Genomic DNA, 18,930 nt, shown 5'->3' on the forward strand with positions numbered 1-18,930 from the left:
GATAACAAATAGTAAGCAAATACTTAGAATTCTAAACTTCTGCCGGGCTTGCATTTATTTCAAATTTCGGCAAAGTTATTAATTATTTGTCTATTCTGCAGGTAGATTTTCTTTTTATCAGGATTGGATCGAGGACAACCTGCTGGATATCTTCATAAGGATCCTTTTGTTTGACCATTTGTAAAAAGAGCTTGGCACATTCTTCCCCCATTTTGTTGGCCTGTTGATCGATACTGGACAGGGTCGGTGTGATAAACGAAGAGAAGGTCTGATTTGCGAAACCGATCACACCCGTTTCGGGGATATCTATCTGTGCAGTTTTAAGCGCCTGAATAATCCCGACAGCAGTAAAGTCATCCCCGCCAATGATGGCATCCGGTTTAACGGAAGATTTCAAAATCTGCTCTGTGCCTTTTATCCCCGCCTCGATAGATAGTTCGCCCTTTACAATAAGTTCATCGAGTTGGGGAAGGTCCGCTTCCTTCAACGCTGCTTCAAAACCGCTGAAACGATCCTGAAAAATAGCGATTTCTTTGTTTGTGGTGATAAAACCAATTTTTTTATAGCCCTGTTCGATCAGATGTTTAGCCGCAAGATAACCCGCCTCAAAGTCGTTTAGCTTGACGACAGGGGCGGCAATGTCCTGATGTGTACGGTCAAAGATGATCAGGCATTTGCCTTGTTTGATGACTTCCTGAAAATGTGCAATATCCTGTGTCTCCAGGGAGAGGGAAGCAATGATTCCGTCTACCTGCGCTTCCAGCAAGGTTTTTACACCATTTACTTCATCCGTATAGGATTCGTTTGACTGATAGAGCAATAGGCTATAGTTGTGTTTCTTTAATTCTTTTTCGATACTGTGAACAGCTTCTGCAAAAAAGTGGATTTGCATCGTCGGCACGATAACGCCTATGGTATTGGACTTGCCCGAAGAGAGCGAAGACGCAATTTTATTGACACTGTAATTCAGTTCTTTGGCCTTTGCCAGAACCAGCTGCCGTGTAGCCTCACTGATGGTAGGTACGTTATTCAAGGCACGGGAAACCGTTGAAACCGTGATTCCAAGCGCCCGGGCAATATCATAAATCGTTGTTTTTTTATTCACGCCCCAAAGTAAATAATTTTATTGAATATTTTGGAAAATTCAGAAACATATCCTACTTTTATGCAACCGGTTGCAATGTTGTTTCCGCTTATTGTTTTAAATAACCAGTTTTAAAAAAAAATCAGATGTATTTTTTAGGGATAGATATCGGTACATCTTCGGTCAAGGTTTCCATTGTCGAAGCGTCCTCACAACAAAAGATCTGTTCAACGCAGTATCCCGCTGTTGAAGCACCCATTTATTCGCCGCAGCCCAATTGGGCAGAGCAGGATCCGCTCGATTGGTGGAGCTATTTCAAGCAGGCCTTATCCAAGGCCAATGCCACGGGCTTATACGATCCGAAGCAGATCACGGCCATCGGCATCGCTTATCAAATGCATGGACTTGTTGTGGTCGATAAGGATCAACAGGTATTGCGCAATGCGATTATCTGGTGTGACAGCCGGGCTGTTGCATTGGGAAATAAAGCTTTTGAGGAGATCGGAAAGGAATTCAATTTGAACCACCATCTCAATTCTCCCGGTAATTTCACGGCTTCCAAGCTTGCTTGGGTGAAGGCAAACGAGCCCGAAATCTATCATAAAATTGACAAGATCATGCTTCCCGGTGATTTTATTGCCATGAAGCTTTCGGGGTCCATCAGTACATCCATTTCTGCGTTATCGGAAGGGGTATTTTGGGATTTTCAACAGAATGAACTTTCAACAACGCTGATGGATTATTACGGTTTTGATCCCAAACTGATTCCGTCAATATTACCTGTTTTTGCTGAACACGGTCAAATCAAGAAAGCAGTGGCCGAAGAACTGGGGCTTTCATCCACCGTGACCATCAATTACAAGGCCGGGGATCAACCAAACAATGCCTTGTCATTGAATGTGTTACAGCCGGGGGAAGTGGCTGCCACGGCGGGAACTTCCGGTGTGATCTATGGGGTGAGTGATCAGCTGATCGCTGACCGCGAGTCCCGTGTCAATACCTTTGCTCATGTCAACTATCGGGAAGATGCGATCCGGACAGGCGTATTGCTCTGTATCAATGGTACGGGGATTATGAATAGCTGGGGCAGGAAACTTTTGGGAAAAGATTTATCCTACGATCGGATCAATGCCATGGCTGCTACTTCGCCGATTGGAAGTAAGGGCTTGCAGGTTGTTCCCTTTGGCAATGGTGCCGAGCGTATGTTAAATAATCAGCTGGTAGGTGCTTCGATCTCATCCATTGACCTGAATAGACATGAAACATCCGATATCTTACGGGCTATTCAGGAAGGGATTGCCTTTGCTTTTCGCTATGGCTTGGATATTATGCGTGAAAATGGCCTTTATCCGCAGATGATCCGTGCCGGACACGCCAATTTATTTATGAGCCCGGTATTCCGCGACTCATTCGTAGGGGCGACCAATGTTCCTGTGGAAGTATATGATCATGATGGTAGTGTTGGCGCGGCCTTGGGAGCAGGCATCGGCAGCGATTATTATCGTGATCTCACCGAAGCTTTTAGGAGTTTAAAACCTGTTTATACCGTGGAACCCCAATCTGTGGAACAATACGAAGAAAATTATCAACAATGGAAGGGAATTTTAGAAACAAAAATCAATAGCAAATAAAAATGAATATTATTAAAGGACAAAAAGAGTTTTTCAAAGGGATCGAGAAGATCGAATTTGAAGGAAAAGAAAGTAAAAATCCATTTGCTTTCCGTTATTACAATCCGAAACAAATCGTTGCGGGTAAAACGATGGAGGAGTATTTTAAGTTTGCCTGTTCCTATTGGCATTCGTTCAATGGTGATGGCTCGGATCCATTCGGCGGTGCTACGCACAATTTCCCTTGGGATGAGAGCACGGATGCGATCACACGTGCAAAGGACAAGATGGATGCTGCTTTTGAATTTATCAGCAAAATGAATATTCCATATTACTGTTTTCATGATGTGGACTTGGTTGATTATACCGACAACGTGCTGGAAAATGAAAAAAGATTGGCAACGATCGTGGATTACGCCAAAGAGAAACAGCAGGCGAGTGGTATCAAGTTGCTTTGGGGTACAGCCAATCTTTTTAGCCATAAGCGCTACATGAATGGGGCAGCGACCAACCCGGATTTTCAGGTATTGACACACGGTGCTGCGCAGGTAAAAGCTGCATTGGATGCAACAATTGCCCTAGGTGGTGAAAACTATGTGTTCTGGGGAGGAAGGGAAGGTTATATGAGCCTACTTAATACCAATATGAAACGTGAACAGGAGCATCTTGCCAAGTTTTTACACTTAGCAAAGGATTATGCGCGTAAAAATGGTTTCAAAGGCACATTCTTTATCGAACCAAAACCATGCGAACCGACCAAGCACCAATATGATTACGATGCGGCCACGGTGTTGGGATTCTTAAGACAATATGATCTTTTGGACGATTTCAAACTTAATCTTGAAGTAAACCATGCTACCTTAGCAGGGCACACTTTCCAGCACGAATTGCAGGTCGCGATTGATGCCGGAAAATTAGGCTCCATTGACGCCAACCGAGGTGATTATCAAAATGGCTGGGATACCGATCAATTTCCAAATGATATCAATGAACTAACCGAATCTATGTTAATCATTTTAGAAGGTGGCGGCTTCCAAGGTGGTGGAGTTAATTTTGATGCCAAAATTCGCAGGAACTCAACCGATCCGCAAGACCTATTCTATGCCCATATCGGAGGAATGGATCTTTTTGCAAGGGCTTTGCTTACCGCCGAACGCATCTTGGAAGACTCCGAATACCGTAAAATACGGGCCGACCGCTATGCTTCTTTCGATAGCGGCAATGGGGCTTCTTTTGAGCAAGGAACCTTGAGTTTGGAGCGTTTAAGAGATCTGGCCGTAGAATTCGGTGAGCCACAAACGATCAGCGGCAGACAGGAGTATTTAGAAAATTTGATCAATAGATATATATAGTTATTCAAAATATTTCTATATTAGGCGATCAAATTAAACCAATTACCAACACATGAATAATTATTTAAGCACAAAAGATTACATCGTTTTCCTGATATACTTTGTCATTGTTGCAGGCTATGGATTATGGGTGTATTATCGCAAAAAGTCTGAATCTGTAGGCTCAAAGGATTATTTCCTTGCCGAAGGATCCCTGACTTGGTGGGCGATCGGAGCCTCGCTGATTGCGTCCAATATTTCTGCGGAGCAATTTATTGGTATGAGTGGTTCGGGCTTCAAGATGGGACTAGCGATTGCGACTTACGAATGGATGGCAGCAATTACCTTGATTGTGGTTGCGGTATTTTTTATACCGGTCTACCTCAAAAACAAGATCTTTACCATGCCACAATTTCTGCACAAGCGATATAATGGTACCGTTGCCATGATTATGGCCGTTTTTTGGTTGCTGTTATACGTTGTGGTCAACCTGACTTCTATTCTTTATTTGGGAGCCATTGCCGTCAGCAGTATTTCGGGTATCAGTCTGGAAGCATGTATGTATGCCATTGCTATTTTTGCCGTTATCATTACCTTGGGCGGTATGAAGGTGATTGGCTATACGGATATTATTCAAGTGTTCTTTTTGGTGTTGGGTGGTTTGGCAACAACCTATTTGGCATTGAATCTGGTTTCAGAACATTACGGTGGTTCGGGCATATTGCAGGGCTATCACCTGATGACAGAAAAAGCCTCTGATCACTTCCATATGATCCTGGATCGCAAGAACGAAAACTACCTCGATTTACCGGGATTAACCGTTTTGATCGGTGGTATGTGGATTGTAAACCTAAACTATTGGGGCTGTAATCAATATATCACACAGCGTGCATTAGGGGCTGATCTAAAGACTGCACGCAACGGAATCTTGTTTGCAGCATTCTTAAAATTGTTAATGCCGATTATTGTGGTATTGCCGGGTATTGCCGCTTACGTGATGTGGAAAGATGGCTTATTCCAAAATGAAATGGTGCAACATGGCGAGGTAAACCCAGATCATGCTTACCCTGTTTTATTGAATCTGTTGCCGTCAGGACTGAAAGGACTTTCATTTGCGGCATTGACTGCTGCGGTCGTTGCTTCGTTGGCGGGTAAGGCAAATAGTATTGCGACAATTTTTTCGCTGGATATTTATAAGAAAGTATTCAATACCGAAGCTACTGACAAGAAATTGGTCAATATTGGTAAACTGACTGTTGTTGTAGCCATGATTTTGGCAGTGATCATCGCGCCACATTTGGGTATCGACAAAAAAGGCGGATTTCAGTATATTCAGGAGTACACCGGATTTGTGTCGCCGGGTATCTTTGCCATGTTTATCTTAGGATTCTTCTGGAAGAAGACGACGTCCAATGCTGCGTTATTTGCGACGATCGGTGGATTTATCCTGTCTATTATTTTCAAAAAATTACCGGACTGGGCAGATCTTTCGTTCTTGGCCTCTACCGGATTTTCTATTCCAAATCCGACAACCGGTGTTTACGAAATTCCGTTTTTGGATCGGATGGGCTTTGTCTTTGTCATTTGTATTGTTGGTATGATCATTATCAGTCTGATTGACAACAAGCGTGGTGTAGTGCCTGCGGGACTGGAAGTAGATACGACAATGTTTAAACCACATAAAGCATTTTTGATCGGAACATTGATTGTTGCCCTATTGGTAACAGCATTGTACTCCATTTATTGGTAAGCCAATAATCAAAAAGGCCGTATAGAGAGCCCATATCAACTTCAGTTGATATGGGCTTTTTGTTTTCAGAACAATTTTTCAGGCCTTTTACAACCTGGATTTGCAGCAATGGTCTGATGGTTTTTTAAAAAATTCCTATCTTGTCTTCAATAAAATTACATACGCTGCTATGCGCAAATCCGGTCTGGTATCCTTATTTCAACATCGGAGGAGATTAGAATCGCGGACTTTGGACAAAAAATAATAACAGGGATGAAAAGAAGATATACGCTATTTACTGCTCTTGCAGGGATAATGACCGCATTGGTGCCGGTGCAGGCCCGCGCACAACGGACGGAGAAACCGCCTTTGCACGGCAAGCATTGGATGGCCATTACCGGAAAGCCTTTGGCGGCGACTGCCGGTGCAAAGCTGTTCCAGCAAGGTGGAAATGCGGTCGATGCCGCCTGTGCGATGCTTGCGGCAACCTGTACCATGTGGGATGTCCTGAGCTGGGGCGGGGAAACACAGGCTTTGATCTATCATCCAAAATTAAAAAAGGTAATTGCCATCAATGCTTTGGGCGTGGCACCTACGGGAGCAACGGTTGATTTTTTTCGGTCGAAGGGTTATGAATTCCCGCCGGAATACGGTCCGCTTGCTGCGGTTACCCCCGGCACCCCCGGAGGCTTATGTTATATGTTGGCACAGTATGGCACCAAAAGCCTGGCTGAAGTCCTGGCGCCAGCCATGGAGATGGCCGCGGGCTATCCCATTGATGCCCAGACGGCCAATAGCATCGAACGTGGAAAAGCACGCATCAAAGCATGGCCTTATAGCAAAAAAGTTTTCCTTGTGCATGAAGGCAAGGAAAGGGAAGCACCCGAAGCAGGGGAAATCTTTGTACAGCAAGACCTGCACCGGACATTAACCAAACTTGTTGAAGCTGAAAAGAAAGCCCTTGCAGCTGGCAAGGATCGAAAAGCAGCGATTATGGCCGCCTATGACCGTTTTTATAAGGGCGATATCGCCGATGAATTTGTCCGCGGTAGTAAAGAGCAAGGGGGCCTGATCACCAAAGCGGATCTGGCCAATTGGAAACCCATTGAGGAAGAGCCTTTACATGTCAACTATAAAGGTATTGATGTTTATAAATTGCAGGAATGGACACAGGGACCGGCCATGCTACAGAGCTTGCAGCTGCTGAAAAATTATGATTTAAAAGCCATGGGATATAATTCAGCTCCCTATATCCATACGCTTTATCAAGCGATGAATCTGGCCTTTGCTGACCGGGATTTCTATTATGGTGATCCCTATTTCAAACCTAAAGCCCCTATTCGGGGACTCTTAAGTGAATCCTACGCCAAGGCGCGGGCTGCGACCATTGACCCGGCACATAACAATCCGCAGGTACTTCCGGGTGATCCTTACCCTTATGAAGGGAAGCAGAACCCTTTTACCGGCCTGCTTCGGGAGCGCAGCAAGCAATTCACACCAAATACCGAATCAAAAAAGGATTTTGTGCCTAAGCACGATGTGAGTTCCACCTCATCTTTGCTATCCCAGTCGGATACTGCCCTTTGGGCATCCCAAAACCCAGATAGTGTGTATATGGACCGCTTATTGCGCGGAACCACAAGTGTGGAGGCAGCGGATGCCGAAGGCTGGGTTGTTTCCATTACACCAAGTGGGGGCTGGTTACCGGCCTGTATTGCCGGAAATACGGGGGTAGGCATGAGCCAGCGTTTACAAAGCTTTGTCCTCGACTCCCTCATTAATCCTTTCAATGTGGTGACACCGGGCAAACGCCCGCGGGTCACGCTCACACCTTCTTTAGCTTTAAAAGATGGAAAGCCTTACCTTTCTTTTGCGGTACAGGGCGGGGATACACAGGATCAAAACCTGCTTCAATTCTTTTTGAATACTGTGGAGTTCGGCATGACGCCGCAGCAAGCCAGCGAAGCGCCTAATATCAACAGCAATCAGCTGTGGCTGTCTTTGGGCGGTACCAAATTGGATGACCGAAAACCACGCGCGGGAAGTTTGCTACTGGATAAGCGCACAGCGCCGGAAGTCGTCGAAAAGCTGGAGAAAATGGGCTATAGCATACAGTTCGGTGAGCGCAACAGTGGTCCCATCAATGCCATTTATTTTGATCAGCAGCATGGTACACTCTGGGGCGGTAGCAGCAATAATGGGAAGATTACGGAATCGGCTGGTAGCATCTGCCTCTATTGAGGTACCGCTATGAGCTGGGCAAATCTGGGTGGAAGAGCCGCTTGGTTTTGTTATCTCCATTGGATTTGGTATCTTACCTACTGATCAAAAGTTGATTTTTTGTTATGGAGGGTAGTGTCAATAAATATTCGTTTGTTTTTCAGCCTGATGAAGCCGGTTTGGTATTGGTCGATGGGTTAAAGCAGCGCCTGCGGGCAGCCTTGGCGGAGGAGTTTCCGGATAAAGATAAAGGCTGGTACCACAGCTGCAATTCCAAAGCCCATGTGACTATCTGTGCTTTTACAGGAAATGACGATACGCTGGCACAGGCTATTGCGGCACTGCAGGAATCCCTGCGCTGTGAGCGCAGCCAATATGTATATTTTGATCACTTTGCTTCCTTTGCCGGCGGAGCTTTCTATATCGGTCCGACGGTACATGCCCGCAGTTACCTGAAGGATAGAGCACGAAAGGTTGTGCACACATTGAGTCCCTTTGACCTGATCGAGATCAGTGATGAGCCTCATATCTCCATCGGACGCCGGCTGGAGCCTGTACGACTTGAGTTTGCAAAGAAAATGCTACGTTCGGTCGATCTGAGTTTTATGTGTAACGGTGTGTATATCCGTCGCTTTAATCCTGATATGGGGCAGTATGAACCAGTTGATTTTGTTAAATTCGGCAACCAGTCGAAAGAAAACTCGGGCCAACTTACATTTAAATTCTAATTATATGGCTGTTTAATTGCCTAATACTGTAAAGCTTTTTATCTTTAGCCCTAGCAATAATAGATATTGTCCTAATGTAAGCTATGCATCACGACGACTCCCATCATAAATCATTATCCGATATCCACGAAAGTGTGGATGTCAATCAAGGAAAATCCAAATTTAAAAAGGTACTCAGTTTTTTTGGCCCTGCCTATCTGATCAGTGTAGGTTATATGGATCCGGGCAACTGGGCGACGGATCTCGCCGGGGGGAGCCAGTTTGGTTATGCCTTGATCTGGGTGTTGCTGATGAGCAATATTATGGCCTTATTGCTGCAGAATCTCTGTGCCCGTTTGGGAATTGTGCGGGGTAAGGACTTAGCACAGTGTAATCGGGAGACCTATCCCAAGCGCATGAATTTTGTGCTGTATATCCTGGCCGAGATTGCTATAGCCGCCTGCGATCTGGCCGAAGTGCTGGGGATGGCGATTGGGCTTAACCTGCTCTTTGGCATTGATCTGCTTTGGGGGGTACTGATTAGTTTTGCCGATACCTTCCTGTTGCTCTACTTGCAGAAGCTGGGGATGCGCAAGATGGAACTCTTTATCATCGGTTTGATTTCCCTGATCGGTATGTGCTTTATGGTGGAGATGTTTTTGGCCAAACCTGATTTTGCGGAGGTGGCCACGGGTTTTATTCCGAGCATTCCCAATAGTGCCGCACTTTATATTGCCATCGGCATCATCGGTGCCACGGTCATGCCGCACAACCTCTACCTCCATTCAGCTTTGGTGCAGACCCGAAAGATTGACCGCAATGAGGTCTCCATACGGAAATCCTTAAAATATAATTTCTGGGACAGTGCCATTGCGTTAAATCTGGCATTTTTGGTCAATGCCGCCATTCTGATCCTGGCAGCATCAGTGTTTCATAAGAATGGCATGCACGATGTCGCCGAGCTGGAAGATGCCTACCACCTGCTGGGGAATTTACTTGGCACCGAATGGGCATCGAAACTATTTGCCGTGGCATTGATTCTGGCGGGACAGAGTTCAACGGTTACGGGTACGCTGGCCGGACAGATCGTCATGGAGGGCTACCTGCGTCTGCGGATCAGTCCTACGCTACGGCGGATTATTACACGACTTTTAGCAATTATACCTGCGGTCCTGGTGATCCTGATTTCTGGCGAAGGCCGCGTAGGGCAGCTGTTGATCTTTAGTCAGGTCATCCTGAGCATGCAACTGGCTTTTGCGGTGATCCCGCTGATTCACTTTGTCAGTGACAAGGCCAAGATGGGAATCTTTGCGATTAAACCGCTGACAAAAGCATTTGCCTGGCTAATTGCTGCTGTGATCGCGGTGTTGAATTTTAAACTGGTTTATGACGAAGTCAGGGGCTGGATTGCCGAAGCAAACAATCCTTTGGTCACGGTGTTACTTATTCTGGGTGCTGTTGGTCTGCTCTTTTTGTTGATCATGACCGTATTGATTCCCATTTTACGTAAATCAAAACCGATCGAATTGGAAGTACATCCCCCATTTGAGGCCCTACATTTTGAGGACAGAGGTTCGTTCAAGAAGGTGGTGATTGCGCTGGATTTTTCAAATTCGGATCAGAAAGTGATCCAGTACGCCCTGCAGTTGTCACATCCCGATACCAGCTTTGTCGTTGTCCATATTGTCGAAAGTGCCTCAGTCAAATACACCGGTGAGTCTACTGATGATTTTGAGTCGCGGCAAGATTTGGAGCGCCTGAAGCTATATGCAGATTTTTTATTGTCCAAAGGGCATCAGACGGAATATGAGCTTGGCTACAACAATCGGATCCGGAGCATTGCCGAAGTTTGTGAAAAATATCATGCAGATCTATTGGTCGTGGGGAGCCACGGTCATACCGGAGTCAAAGACTTTGTTTTTGGAGAGACCGTCAACAAGCTGCGCCATGCTGTAAAAGTTCCGGTTTTTATCGCGCAATAAGGCTTTGAAACCTATCTCGAAGACGCACTGTTGATTCACTGTAATTTTATTGCGGAAAAAGTGTGGGTAGGGGGTAGTAAGTTCTAAATAATTCTTATTTTTGCGACATCAAATCAAGATATGAGCGACGCTATTAAACACGAGTGCGGAATCGCACTAATTCGCCTGTTAAAACCCTTATCTTATTATCAGGAAAAATATGGTACGCCATTCTATGGCATCAACAAATTGTACCTATTAATGGAAAAACAGCATAACCGTGGACAAGACGGGGCTGGAATTGCAACCATTAAATTTGATGTTAAACCTGGAAATCGTTACATTTCGCGTTACAGAGCTATGGGCTCCACTGCCGTGGCAGATATATTCGAATATGTACAGAAAAAATTTGCTTCTGTTCAGAAGGCATTTCCAGATGAGTCAAAGGATACCCAATGGTTAAAAGATAATGTCAGTTTTACTGGAGAAGTACTTTTAGGACATTTGCGTTATGGAACGCATGGAAAGAACAGTATCGAAAGCTGTCACCCATTTTTAAGACAAAACAACTGGATGTCACGCAATCTTGTTGTTGCGGGTAACTTCAACATGACCAATGTGGACGAACTTTTGCAACAGCTGTACGAGTTGGGACAACATCCAAAAGAAAAGGCGGATACCGTCACCGTTTTGGAAAAAATTGGACATTTCTTAGATGATGAAAACCAGGAGCTTTTTGATCAATTCAAAAAAGAAGGTTATTCTAATGTGGAAATCAGTTCATTGATTGCCAAAAATATTGATGTTTCCAAGATTCTGAAGCGTTCAGCGAAGACTTGGGACGGTGGGTATACCATTGCCGGTATCTTTGGGCACGGGGATGCTTTCGTGATGCGTGATCCTGCAGGTATCCGTCCGGCATTCTACTATCAGGATGAAGAAATTTTGGTGGTCGCTTCGGAAAGACCTGTCATTCAAACTGCATTCAATGTACCTATCGGTGCCGTGAAAGAAATTAAACCGGGGCATGCGCTGATCGCTAAAAAAGACGGTACAGTATCACAGGAAATGTTCAGACAACCTGTTGAACAACGTTCTTGTTCTTTTGAGCGTATTTATTTCTCACGCGGATCGGATGCTGATATCTATAAAGAACGTAAAGAACTGGGTAGACTACTAGTGCCTCAGGTACTGGAATCTGTCAAAAGTAATATTAAAAATACAGTATTCTCTTTTATCCCCAATACGGCCGAAGTATCGTACTACGGTTTAATGGACGGTATCAATACTTATGTGCGGGATTTTCAAAAAGAAACCTTGTTAAAACGTTCGGAGAAAATTTCTGACGAGGAGCTGGATGATATATTAAGCATCAAACCCCGTTTTGAAAAACTGAATGTGAAGGATGCCAAATTGCGTACCTTTATTACACAGGATGCCGATCGTACGGATATGGTACAACATGTGTATGATACCACTTACGGTATCGTTAAAGATCATGAAGATACCATTGTTGCGATTGACGATTCCATTGTACGTGGGACTACGTTGAAACAAAGTATCCTGACGATCCTGGATCGTTTGAATCCAAAGAAAATTGTGATTGTTTCGTCGGCTCCTCAAATCCGTTATCCGGACTGTTACGGTATAGACATGTCACGTATGGGTGAATTCGTTGCGTTTGAAGCGGCAATCAACCTGTTGAAACAACGTGGTATGGCACATATTATTGATGAAGTATATCAAAAATGTCTGTTGTCGATGACCCAGGATGTCAATGAAATTGAAAACTATGTAAAGGCTATTTATGCGCCATTTACAGATCAGGAGATTTCCGAAGAAATTGGTCGTATCGTCAGACCGCACCATTTGAAAGCCGAACTTGAGGTGGTGTATCAGACGTTGGATAACCTGCACAAAGCATGTCCGGCACATACCGGTGACTGGTACTTCTCCGGTGATTATCCTACCCCGGGTGGTAATAAGGTTGTGAATAAAGCCTTTATGAACTGGATTGAAGGTAAAAATGTACGTGCATACTTTAGCAATTAAAGACTAAAAAATATCAGAGGAAGGGATGCATTTATGCATCCCTTTTTTTATATATTCGTAGGACGGATTGATTAAAATGGTGCCGCACACTTCGTAAAGTGTTCACTATAGTTTGCCAATATATACATTTATGATTCGATCAATCTTTTCCATAATGAAATTATGGTTTTTAACAGCTTAAAAAATAGCTTCATGAGAGGACAACTTTTCTATTTTTTTCTTCTTTTTTTAATGGTTTCCTGCGGAATAACCCATAATGTACCTAAGGGCCCATATCCTAATTCATTCGATAAACCCAATATCGTCAATTCATTTGTAGACCAAAACGGCAATTTCTATCCGGATAATTGGCGTAAGACGTATGGCGAACCCCCTAAAAGCGGTGACGTCAATGCCTACTCGCTGATGAAGATCGCAACGGAAAAAGGCCTGGAAAACCAGCTGAAAAGTTTTGAAAAGACCCGCATGTTGGCTGTGAGGAGTAAAGTGAAAGCGAAAGACCGCGTGTTTATCTTTGTACATGGTTTTAATGCACCATCTGACGAAGTCAATGAGAGCTATGAATATATGCGTAAGCTGTTGAAGCTCAATTCAAATAAAGATGAGGTCATTAAATTTTATTGGGATGGTTTACATACCACGAATCCCTTTGGTGGCGCCAAAGTTTGGTTTTCTGCTACCTCATTCAGTCAGATGGCGGGTGAATTTGGACTGCGGAATTTGTTAAATAGCATCCATAATAAAAAGATCATTTTAATCTCCCATAGTCGGGGAGCATCAGTCGTGCTGAGTGCTTTAAGTAGTGCAACATTCAGTGAGAGTTTTGCCAAGGGTACGTTAGAGAACCACAACGTAGATGTTGATGCGGCGAAAAAGCTTGCGGAAAATGGCAATGACATTACCTGCATTATGCTCGCACCGGCGATAGGTCTCGATGATTTTAAGATAAAGGATTTAACAACAGGTACCGATTCTTTCTGTAGTTTGAGCAAACAGGTGAAGAAAATCCATATCACCATCAATAATACCGATGTGATGTTGAAGAAGTTTGTTGGTTTTTTATCCAATAAGCTAAAAGCAACGGATTTAGGGTATAAAGCTGATGTCTGCAATGAGTTGGTAAAACATTATCCGATCATGAAGTATACGGATTTTACCGGTATGAAAAGCCATGATTTTAATAAATATATCCGCAATCCCAAATTTAAAACCATGTTGAAGGCCGAGGGAATAGCCGTTAATCATTAGTACTATGAAGCATATTTTTAAGAGTCTCTATTTTCAGGTTATCGTCGGTATATTGGTCGGTATTTTCTGCGGTGCCTTTTTTCCGGATTTTGCCGTCAAGCTGAAGCCGTTGGGGGATGCCTTTATCAAACTGATCAAGATGGTGATTGCCCCCCTGATCTTCAGTTCGATCGTCATCGGAATTGCCGGAATGCAGGATGTGAAAAAAGTGGGCAAGATCGGACTCACCTCCATTATTTATTTCGAAGTCATGACGACGGTCGCATTGATCATCGGTTTGATCTTTGTCAACGTGATTCAGCCCGGTACAGGCATGAATGCCGATCCGTCGACCCTGGATATATCCTCGGTGTCACACTATATTTCGGAATCCAAAAAACCGCATAGTTTCATGGATTTTATCATGGATATTATCCCGGAGAATGTTGTCGCTTCAGTGGCTTCAGATAATCTGTTGCAGGTACTGGTTTTTGCGGTACTCTTTGGGGTCGGCATGACCAAGATCGGTAAAAAGGCCTCGGAGCCAGTGATCAACGTGCTGCAATCTTTTCTAAAGGTACTTTTTGCCATTATTAAGATGGTGATGTACCTGGCGCCTATAGGGGCGATGGGGGCGATGGGGTTTACCATTGGCGCATTCGGTATTCAGGCCCTGACCAAGCTGGGGATGTTAATGGTAAGCTTCTACCTGACTTGCATTATCTTTATCGTGATTGTGATCGGGGCCGTATTGCACTTCTATGTCAAGGTTAATATTTTCAAATTTCTGAAGTATATCAAAGGTGAAATTTTGATTGTATTGGGCACCTCCTCTTCGGAATCCGCATTACCGGGCATTATGCAAAAAATGGAAGGTGCGGGCTGTGCCAAATCGGTCGTGGGACTGGTGATTCCGACGGGCTATTCCTTTAATCTCGATGGGACGAGTATTTATCTGACCATGGCTGCGGTATTTATTTCACAGGCGCTGAATATGCACCTGAGTCTGGAGCAGGAAATTACCTTACTGCTGGTGCTGTTGCTGACCTCAAAAGGAGCTGCGGGTGTGACGGGAAGCGGCTTTGTGACTTTAGCAGCAACGCTCCCTGTTGTCGGACACGTGCCTGTCGAATCCGTCGCATTGGTCTTTGGCGTAGACCGCTTTATGAGTGAGGCAAGAGCCATCACCAATCTGATCGGCAACTCAGCGGCAACGCTGGTAATCTCAAAATATGAAAATAGCCTGGATGAGGAACTGCTGCATGAGAAACTTGGCTGATAGCCTATGCTGTATTGAATAGTTGACCTGCAACCGCGAAGGATAGGGGGGGACATAAAAGAAAAACAGGGTGTCCAATTTTTATTGGACACCCTGTTTTTTATCTATTATTCTAAATTTCTGAGCGGCGTTTACCCCTCTTTTTTTGTGTTTTCAATTCCCTGAGATAGATCAAGGGCACCATCTACCTTTTCTTCCAGAAGTGCGAGCTTGATTACCTGTGCCATTTCGGTCACGTAGTGGAACTGCATATCTTTGATATAATCTTCCTTGATTTCAAGAATATCTTTTTCGTTGGATTTGCACAGTATGATATCTTTGATATTCGCCCGTTTGGCGGCAAGGATTTTTTCTTTTATACCACCTACCGGTAACACTTTTCCGCGCAAGGTAATTTCCCCTGTCATCGCCAGTTTTTCTTTCACCTTACGTTGTGTAAATAAAGATGTCAGCGCAGTGAGCATTGTTACGCCAGCGGATGGACCATCCTTAGGAATGGCACCTGCCGGAACGTGGATATGGATATCCCAATGGTCGAATACGTGGTAGTCAATGCCAAAGTCGGCCGCATGTGCTTTTAAATAGGCTAAAGCAATGGAAGCGGATTCTTTCATGACATCGCCCAGATTACCTGTCAAGCTCAAGCGTCCTTTTCCCGGACTTAAAGAAGATTCGATAAATAAAATATCACCACCTACCGAAGTCCAGGCAAGCCCGGTTACGACACCGGCGACATTATTGTTTTCGTAAATATCTTTATCAAAGATCGGTGCCCCGAGGATATCCACGACATCCTGATCATTGATGCTGGGGTTGTAATCTTTTTCCATGACGATGCGTGTGGCAATACCACGGACGATCGAACCAATTTTCTTTTCCAGTCCGCGCACACCGGATTCGCGGGTATAGTCTTCGATGATTTTCTCGATGATCTTACCTTTTAGGGCAACATCCTTGGCAGCCATCCCGTGCATTTCGCGCTGTTTTGGAAGCAAGTGTTTTTTCGCTATTTCAATCTTTTCTTCGATGGTGTATCCATTGACTTCGATGATCTCCATACGGTCCAATAAAGCGGGCTGGATGGAACTCAGCGAGTTGGCTGTTGCGATAAACATTACTTTGGAGAGGTCAAACTCCATTTCGACATAATGGTCATAGAAATGCGTGTTTTGCTCAGGATCCAGCACCTCCAATAAGGCCGAAGAAGGATCGCCTTTAAAATCAGCATTCATTTTATCAATCTCATCCAGAATAAACACTGGATTGGCCGTGCCTGCTTTTTTTAGCGATTGGATAATACGGCCGGGCATGGCACCGATATACGTCTTGCGGTGGCCTCTGATTTCGGCTTCGTCACGTACGCCTCCCAAGGCCATACGGGTATATTTGCGGCCCAATGCTTTGGCAATAGAGCGGCCCAGAGAGGTCTTACCCACTCCCGGAGGGCCTACCAGACAAAGGATCGGGGCTTTCATATCATTTTTCAATTTCAATACCGCAAGGTATTCAACGATACGCTTTTTGACTTTTTCCAATCCATAGTGATCTCTGTCCAGGATTTTTTGCGCCTTATTTAAGTCAAAATTATCTTTGGTTGTTTCATTCCATGGAAGATCAAGCAGGAGCTCCAGATAATTCAGCTGAACAGAATAATCTGCCGCTGCTGGATTGATACGTGATAATTTTTCAAGTTCCTTGTTAAAATGTTTTTCAACATCAAGAGACCATTTTTTTGTTTTACCACGTTTCTTGAGCTCTTCAAGTTCTAGGTCAGGTGTGTTTCCGCCCAGTTCTTCCTGGATGGTTTTCAACTGTTGGTTGAGGAAATAATCCCGTTGTTGCTTGTCCAGGTCAACGCGCACCTTGTTCTGGATCTGATGTTTCAGTTCCAGCATCTGGATTTCTGTGGTCAACAGTTCCAGAAGGAGTTTGGCGCGATTTTCCACTTTTGGGATTTGTAGCAACTCTTGTTTTTTGATCATTTCGACATTGATGTTCGACGAAATAAAGTTGATCAGAAAAGAGGGGCTTTCAATATTTTTTATTGCTATACCAGCTTCGCTAGGTAGGTTTGGTGAAAGCTGAATAATCTGCAATGCCATTTCTTTCAAGGTCGAGATTGTCGCTTTGAAATGTTTGGTCATCTTAGGTTTCGCCTCGTTGAATTTCTCGACACGAGCTTTCAGATAAGGTTCGGTCTCGACGATTTCCACCAGGTTGAAACGTTGCTTTCCCTGAATGATTACGGTGGTGTTTCCGTCGGGCATCTGAAGTACTTTAATAATATGGGCAACGGTACCCACTTTATTCAGTTCTTCAAATCCGGGATCCTCTACTGTCATATCCTTCTGGGAGACCACACCGATTGTTTTGCTGCCTTTATAGGCTTCTTTAACCAATTTGATGGATTTATCTCTTCCTACAGTGATCGGAATGACAACACCGGGAAATAATACGGTATTGCGTAAAGGCAAAATAGATAGTGCTTCTGGAATTTCAGCGTTCGCCATATCGTCTTCATCCTGCTGTGTCAATAAAGGGAAGAATTCGGTGTCTTCCGCAACGATTGGAATAGCCTGACTGAAATCAAAAGTTTCGAATTTGCTCATAGTGTTTATTTTGTGTATTTGTCAGTCGCTGACATGTTGTCGGTAGACGTTCAAATTTTAAGCTTCAAATATTGTTTCCCCTATAGTGCAAGGGAAGTGCCAATTGCTAAAAGGTAGCAAAATTACAAATCTATTTTTTAGAATAGGAAAAAAAGGCAGGTTAAATAAAATTTATCTGCCATTTATTGGATAAATAGGCATAATAATTGTAATATTGGAATGTGAAAGAATAAACGATGGCAGATTCTTGCGAGAGGTGAAGCAAAGGGGGTATTTTTTCATAGGGTAATAAACGATCAATATTGGTCAATAATAAGGTATATTGAAAAAACGTAACTATTTAGATATGAACTTAAAATCACTTAAATTAGGTTTGTTCACAGGAGTTTTTGCTTTGGTCGCACTTAGCGCCAATGCACAACAAAAACAAGCTGAGCATAGCAATGCCAATGTGAGAATGGGGCAAAAAGCTCTTTTGGACGGTGACTTCAAAAACGCAGAGTCATACTTGACAAAAGCTTTACCTGAGGAAGGCAAAGATCCGGATGTCTTGTATATGTTGGGTTACTCCCAATTTCAAAATGGTGATTATAAAAAGTCTGCTGAAACATTCGGAAAGGTGGTTGCTTTAAATCCTAAAAATGCAAATGCGCTTTACTTCAAAGCGAAAGCAAACAACACGCTTGCCATTCAGGCAAACAAAGTGTCTGCGGCAAACAAAGAGCAATTGTTGCGCGTAGCGATTGAAGATTATTCAAAAGCGATTGCCATCACACCTACAGACTCCAAATTTTACCAAAATAGAGCGATCGCGAACCGCGATCTAGGAATCTTGATCGGTACGGCAGGTACACCTAATTACAACAAAGCAATGGCTACAGATGCTTATAATAATGCCATCAAGGATTATGAAAAAGTATTGAGCTTTGATTCGTCTAAAAAAGACATTCAGACAGAAGTCAAAAAAGCTAAAGTGTATAGAGATAACTTGAAATAATCTGTACGACAGATAATAAAAAAGGGAAACCCGACCGGGTTTCCCTTTTTTTGTGTCCGGCTGTCCCTTACCTTTTCTATTCTGTCTGCTTTCCATTCTTTCTGCTGAACCAATGCCTTGCGAT

12 protein-coding genes are annotated in these 18,930 nt (G+C 43.9%); 10 read left to right on the plus strand and 2 right to left on the minus strand.

Going from position 1 to position 18,930, the window contains the following annotated elements; genetic code table 11:
• Window positions 1-82: 82 nt before the first annotated feature.
• Complete coding sequence (locus G6053_RS06225; protein ID WP_165305817.1) at window positions 83-1,105, minus strand: LacI family DNA-binding transcriptional regulator; 1,023 nt, start codon at window positions 1,103-1,105, stop codon at window positions 83-85.
• A 125-nt stretch (window positions 1,106-1,230) separates the two neighbouring features.
• Between G6053_RS06225 and G6053_RS06230 the strand changes: the two genes are divergently transcribed.
• The 9 genes from G6053_RS06230 to dctA all read left to right on the plus strand — a co-directional run bounded on the left by G6053_RS06230 (window position 1,231) and on the right by dctA (window position 15,200).
• Window positions 1,231-2,715, plus strand: a complete 1,485-nt coding sequence (locus tag G6053_RS06230) for an FGGY family carbohydrate kinase (protein ID WP_165305818.1) — start codon at window positions 1,231-1,233, stop codon at window positions 2,713-2,715.
• A gap of 2 nt (window positions 2,716-2,717) precedes the next feature.
• A complete protein-coding gene (xylA, locus tag G6053_RS06235; RefSeq protein WP_165305819.1) occupies window positions 2,718-4,046 on the plus strand; it encodes a xylose isomerase in 1,329 nt (442 codons plus the stop codon).
• A gap of 52 nt (window positions 4,047-4,098) precedes the next feature.
• Entirely contained in the window at window positions 4,099-5,775 is a 1,677-nt protein-coding gene (locus tag G6053_RS06240; protein WP_165305820.1) for a sodium/sugar symporter, read from the plus strand.
• Window positions 5,776-6,027: 252 nt separating this feature from the next.
• On the plus strand, window positions 6,028-7,995 hold the full coding sequence (locus G6053_RS06245; protein ID WP_241254938.1) for a gamma-glutamyltransferase: 1,968 nt from the start codon (window positions 6,028-6,030) through the stop codon (window positions 7,993-7,995).
• A gap of 104 nt (window positions 7,996-8,099) precedes the next feature.
• Window positions 8,100-8,702, plus strand: coding sequence for a 2'-5' RNA ligase family protein (locus G6053_RS06250; RefSeq protein WP_165305821.1), 603 nt, complete (start codon window positions 8,100-8,102; stop codon window positions 8,700-8,702).
• A gap of 83 nt (window positions 8,703-8,785) precedes the next feature.
• A complete protein-coding gene (locus G6053_RS06255; protein ID WP_165305822.1) occupies window positions 8,786-10,663 on the plus strand; it encodes an Nramp family divalent metal transporter in 1,878 nt (625 codons plus the stop codon).
• Window positions 10,664-10,783: 120 nt separating this feature from the next.
• On the plus strand, window positions 10,784-12,694 hold the full coding sequence (locus G6053_RS06260) for a class II glutamine amidotransferase (protein ID WP_165305823.1): 1,911 nt from the start codon (window positions 10,784-10,786) through the stop codon (window positions 12,692-12,694).
• A 192-nt stretch (window positions 12,695-12,886) separates the two neighbouring features.
• Window positions 12,887-13,942: an alpha/beta hydrolase gene (locus tag G6053_RS06265; RefSeq protein WP_165305824.1), complete on the plus strand. Its 1,056-nt coding sequence runs from the start codon at window positions 12,887-12,889 to the stop codon at window positions 13,940-13,942.
• 4 nt (window positions 13,943-13,946) lie between these two features.
• Complete coding sequence (gene dctA / locus G6053_RS06270) at window positions 13,947-15,200, plus strand: C4-dicarboxylate transporter DctA (protein WP_165305825.1); 1,254 nt, start codon at window positions 13,947-13,949, stop codon at window positions 15,198-15,200.
• Between the two features lie 131 nt (window positions 15,201-15,331).
• On the opposite strand, the gene lon is transcribed toward dctA, so the two are convergent.
• Window positions 15,332-17,809 (minus strand): endopeptidase La, encoded by a 2,478-nt coding sequence (gene lon, locus G6053_RS06275; RefSeq protein ID WP_165305826.1) that lies wholly within the window; start codon window positions 17,807-17,809, stop codon window positions 15,332-15,334.
• Between the two features lie 346 nt (window positions 17,810-18,155).
• Between lon and G6053_RS06280 the strand changes: the two genes are divergently transcribed.
• Window positions 18,156-18,806, plus strand: coding sequence for a tetratricopeptide repeat protein (locus tag G6053_RS06280; protein ID WP_165305827.1), 651 nt, complete (start codon window positions 18,156-18,158; stop codon window positions 18,804-18,806).
• Window positions 18,807-18,930: the final 124 nt, after the last annotated feature.

This window comes from Sphingobacterium sp. DR205, assembly GCF_011064245.1.
Classification (GTDB): Bacteria; Bacteroidota; Bacteroidia; order Sphingobacteriales; family Sphingobacteriaceae; genus Sphingobacterium; species Sphingobacterium athyrii.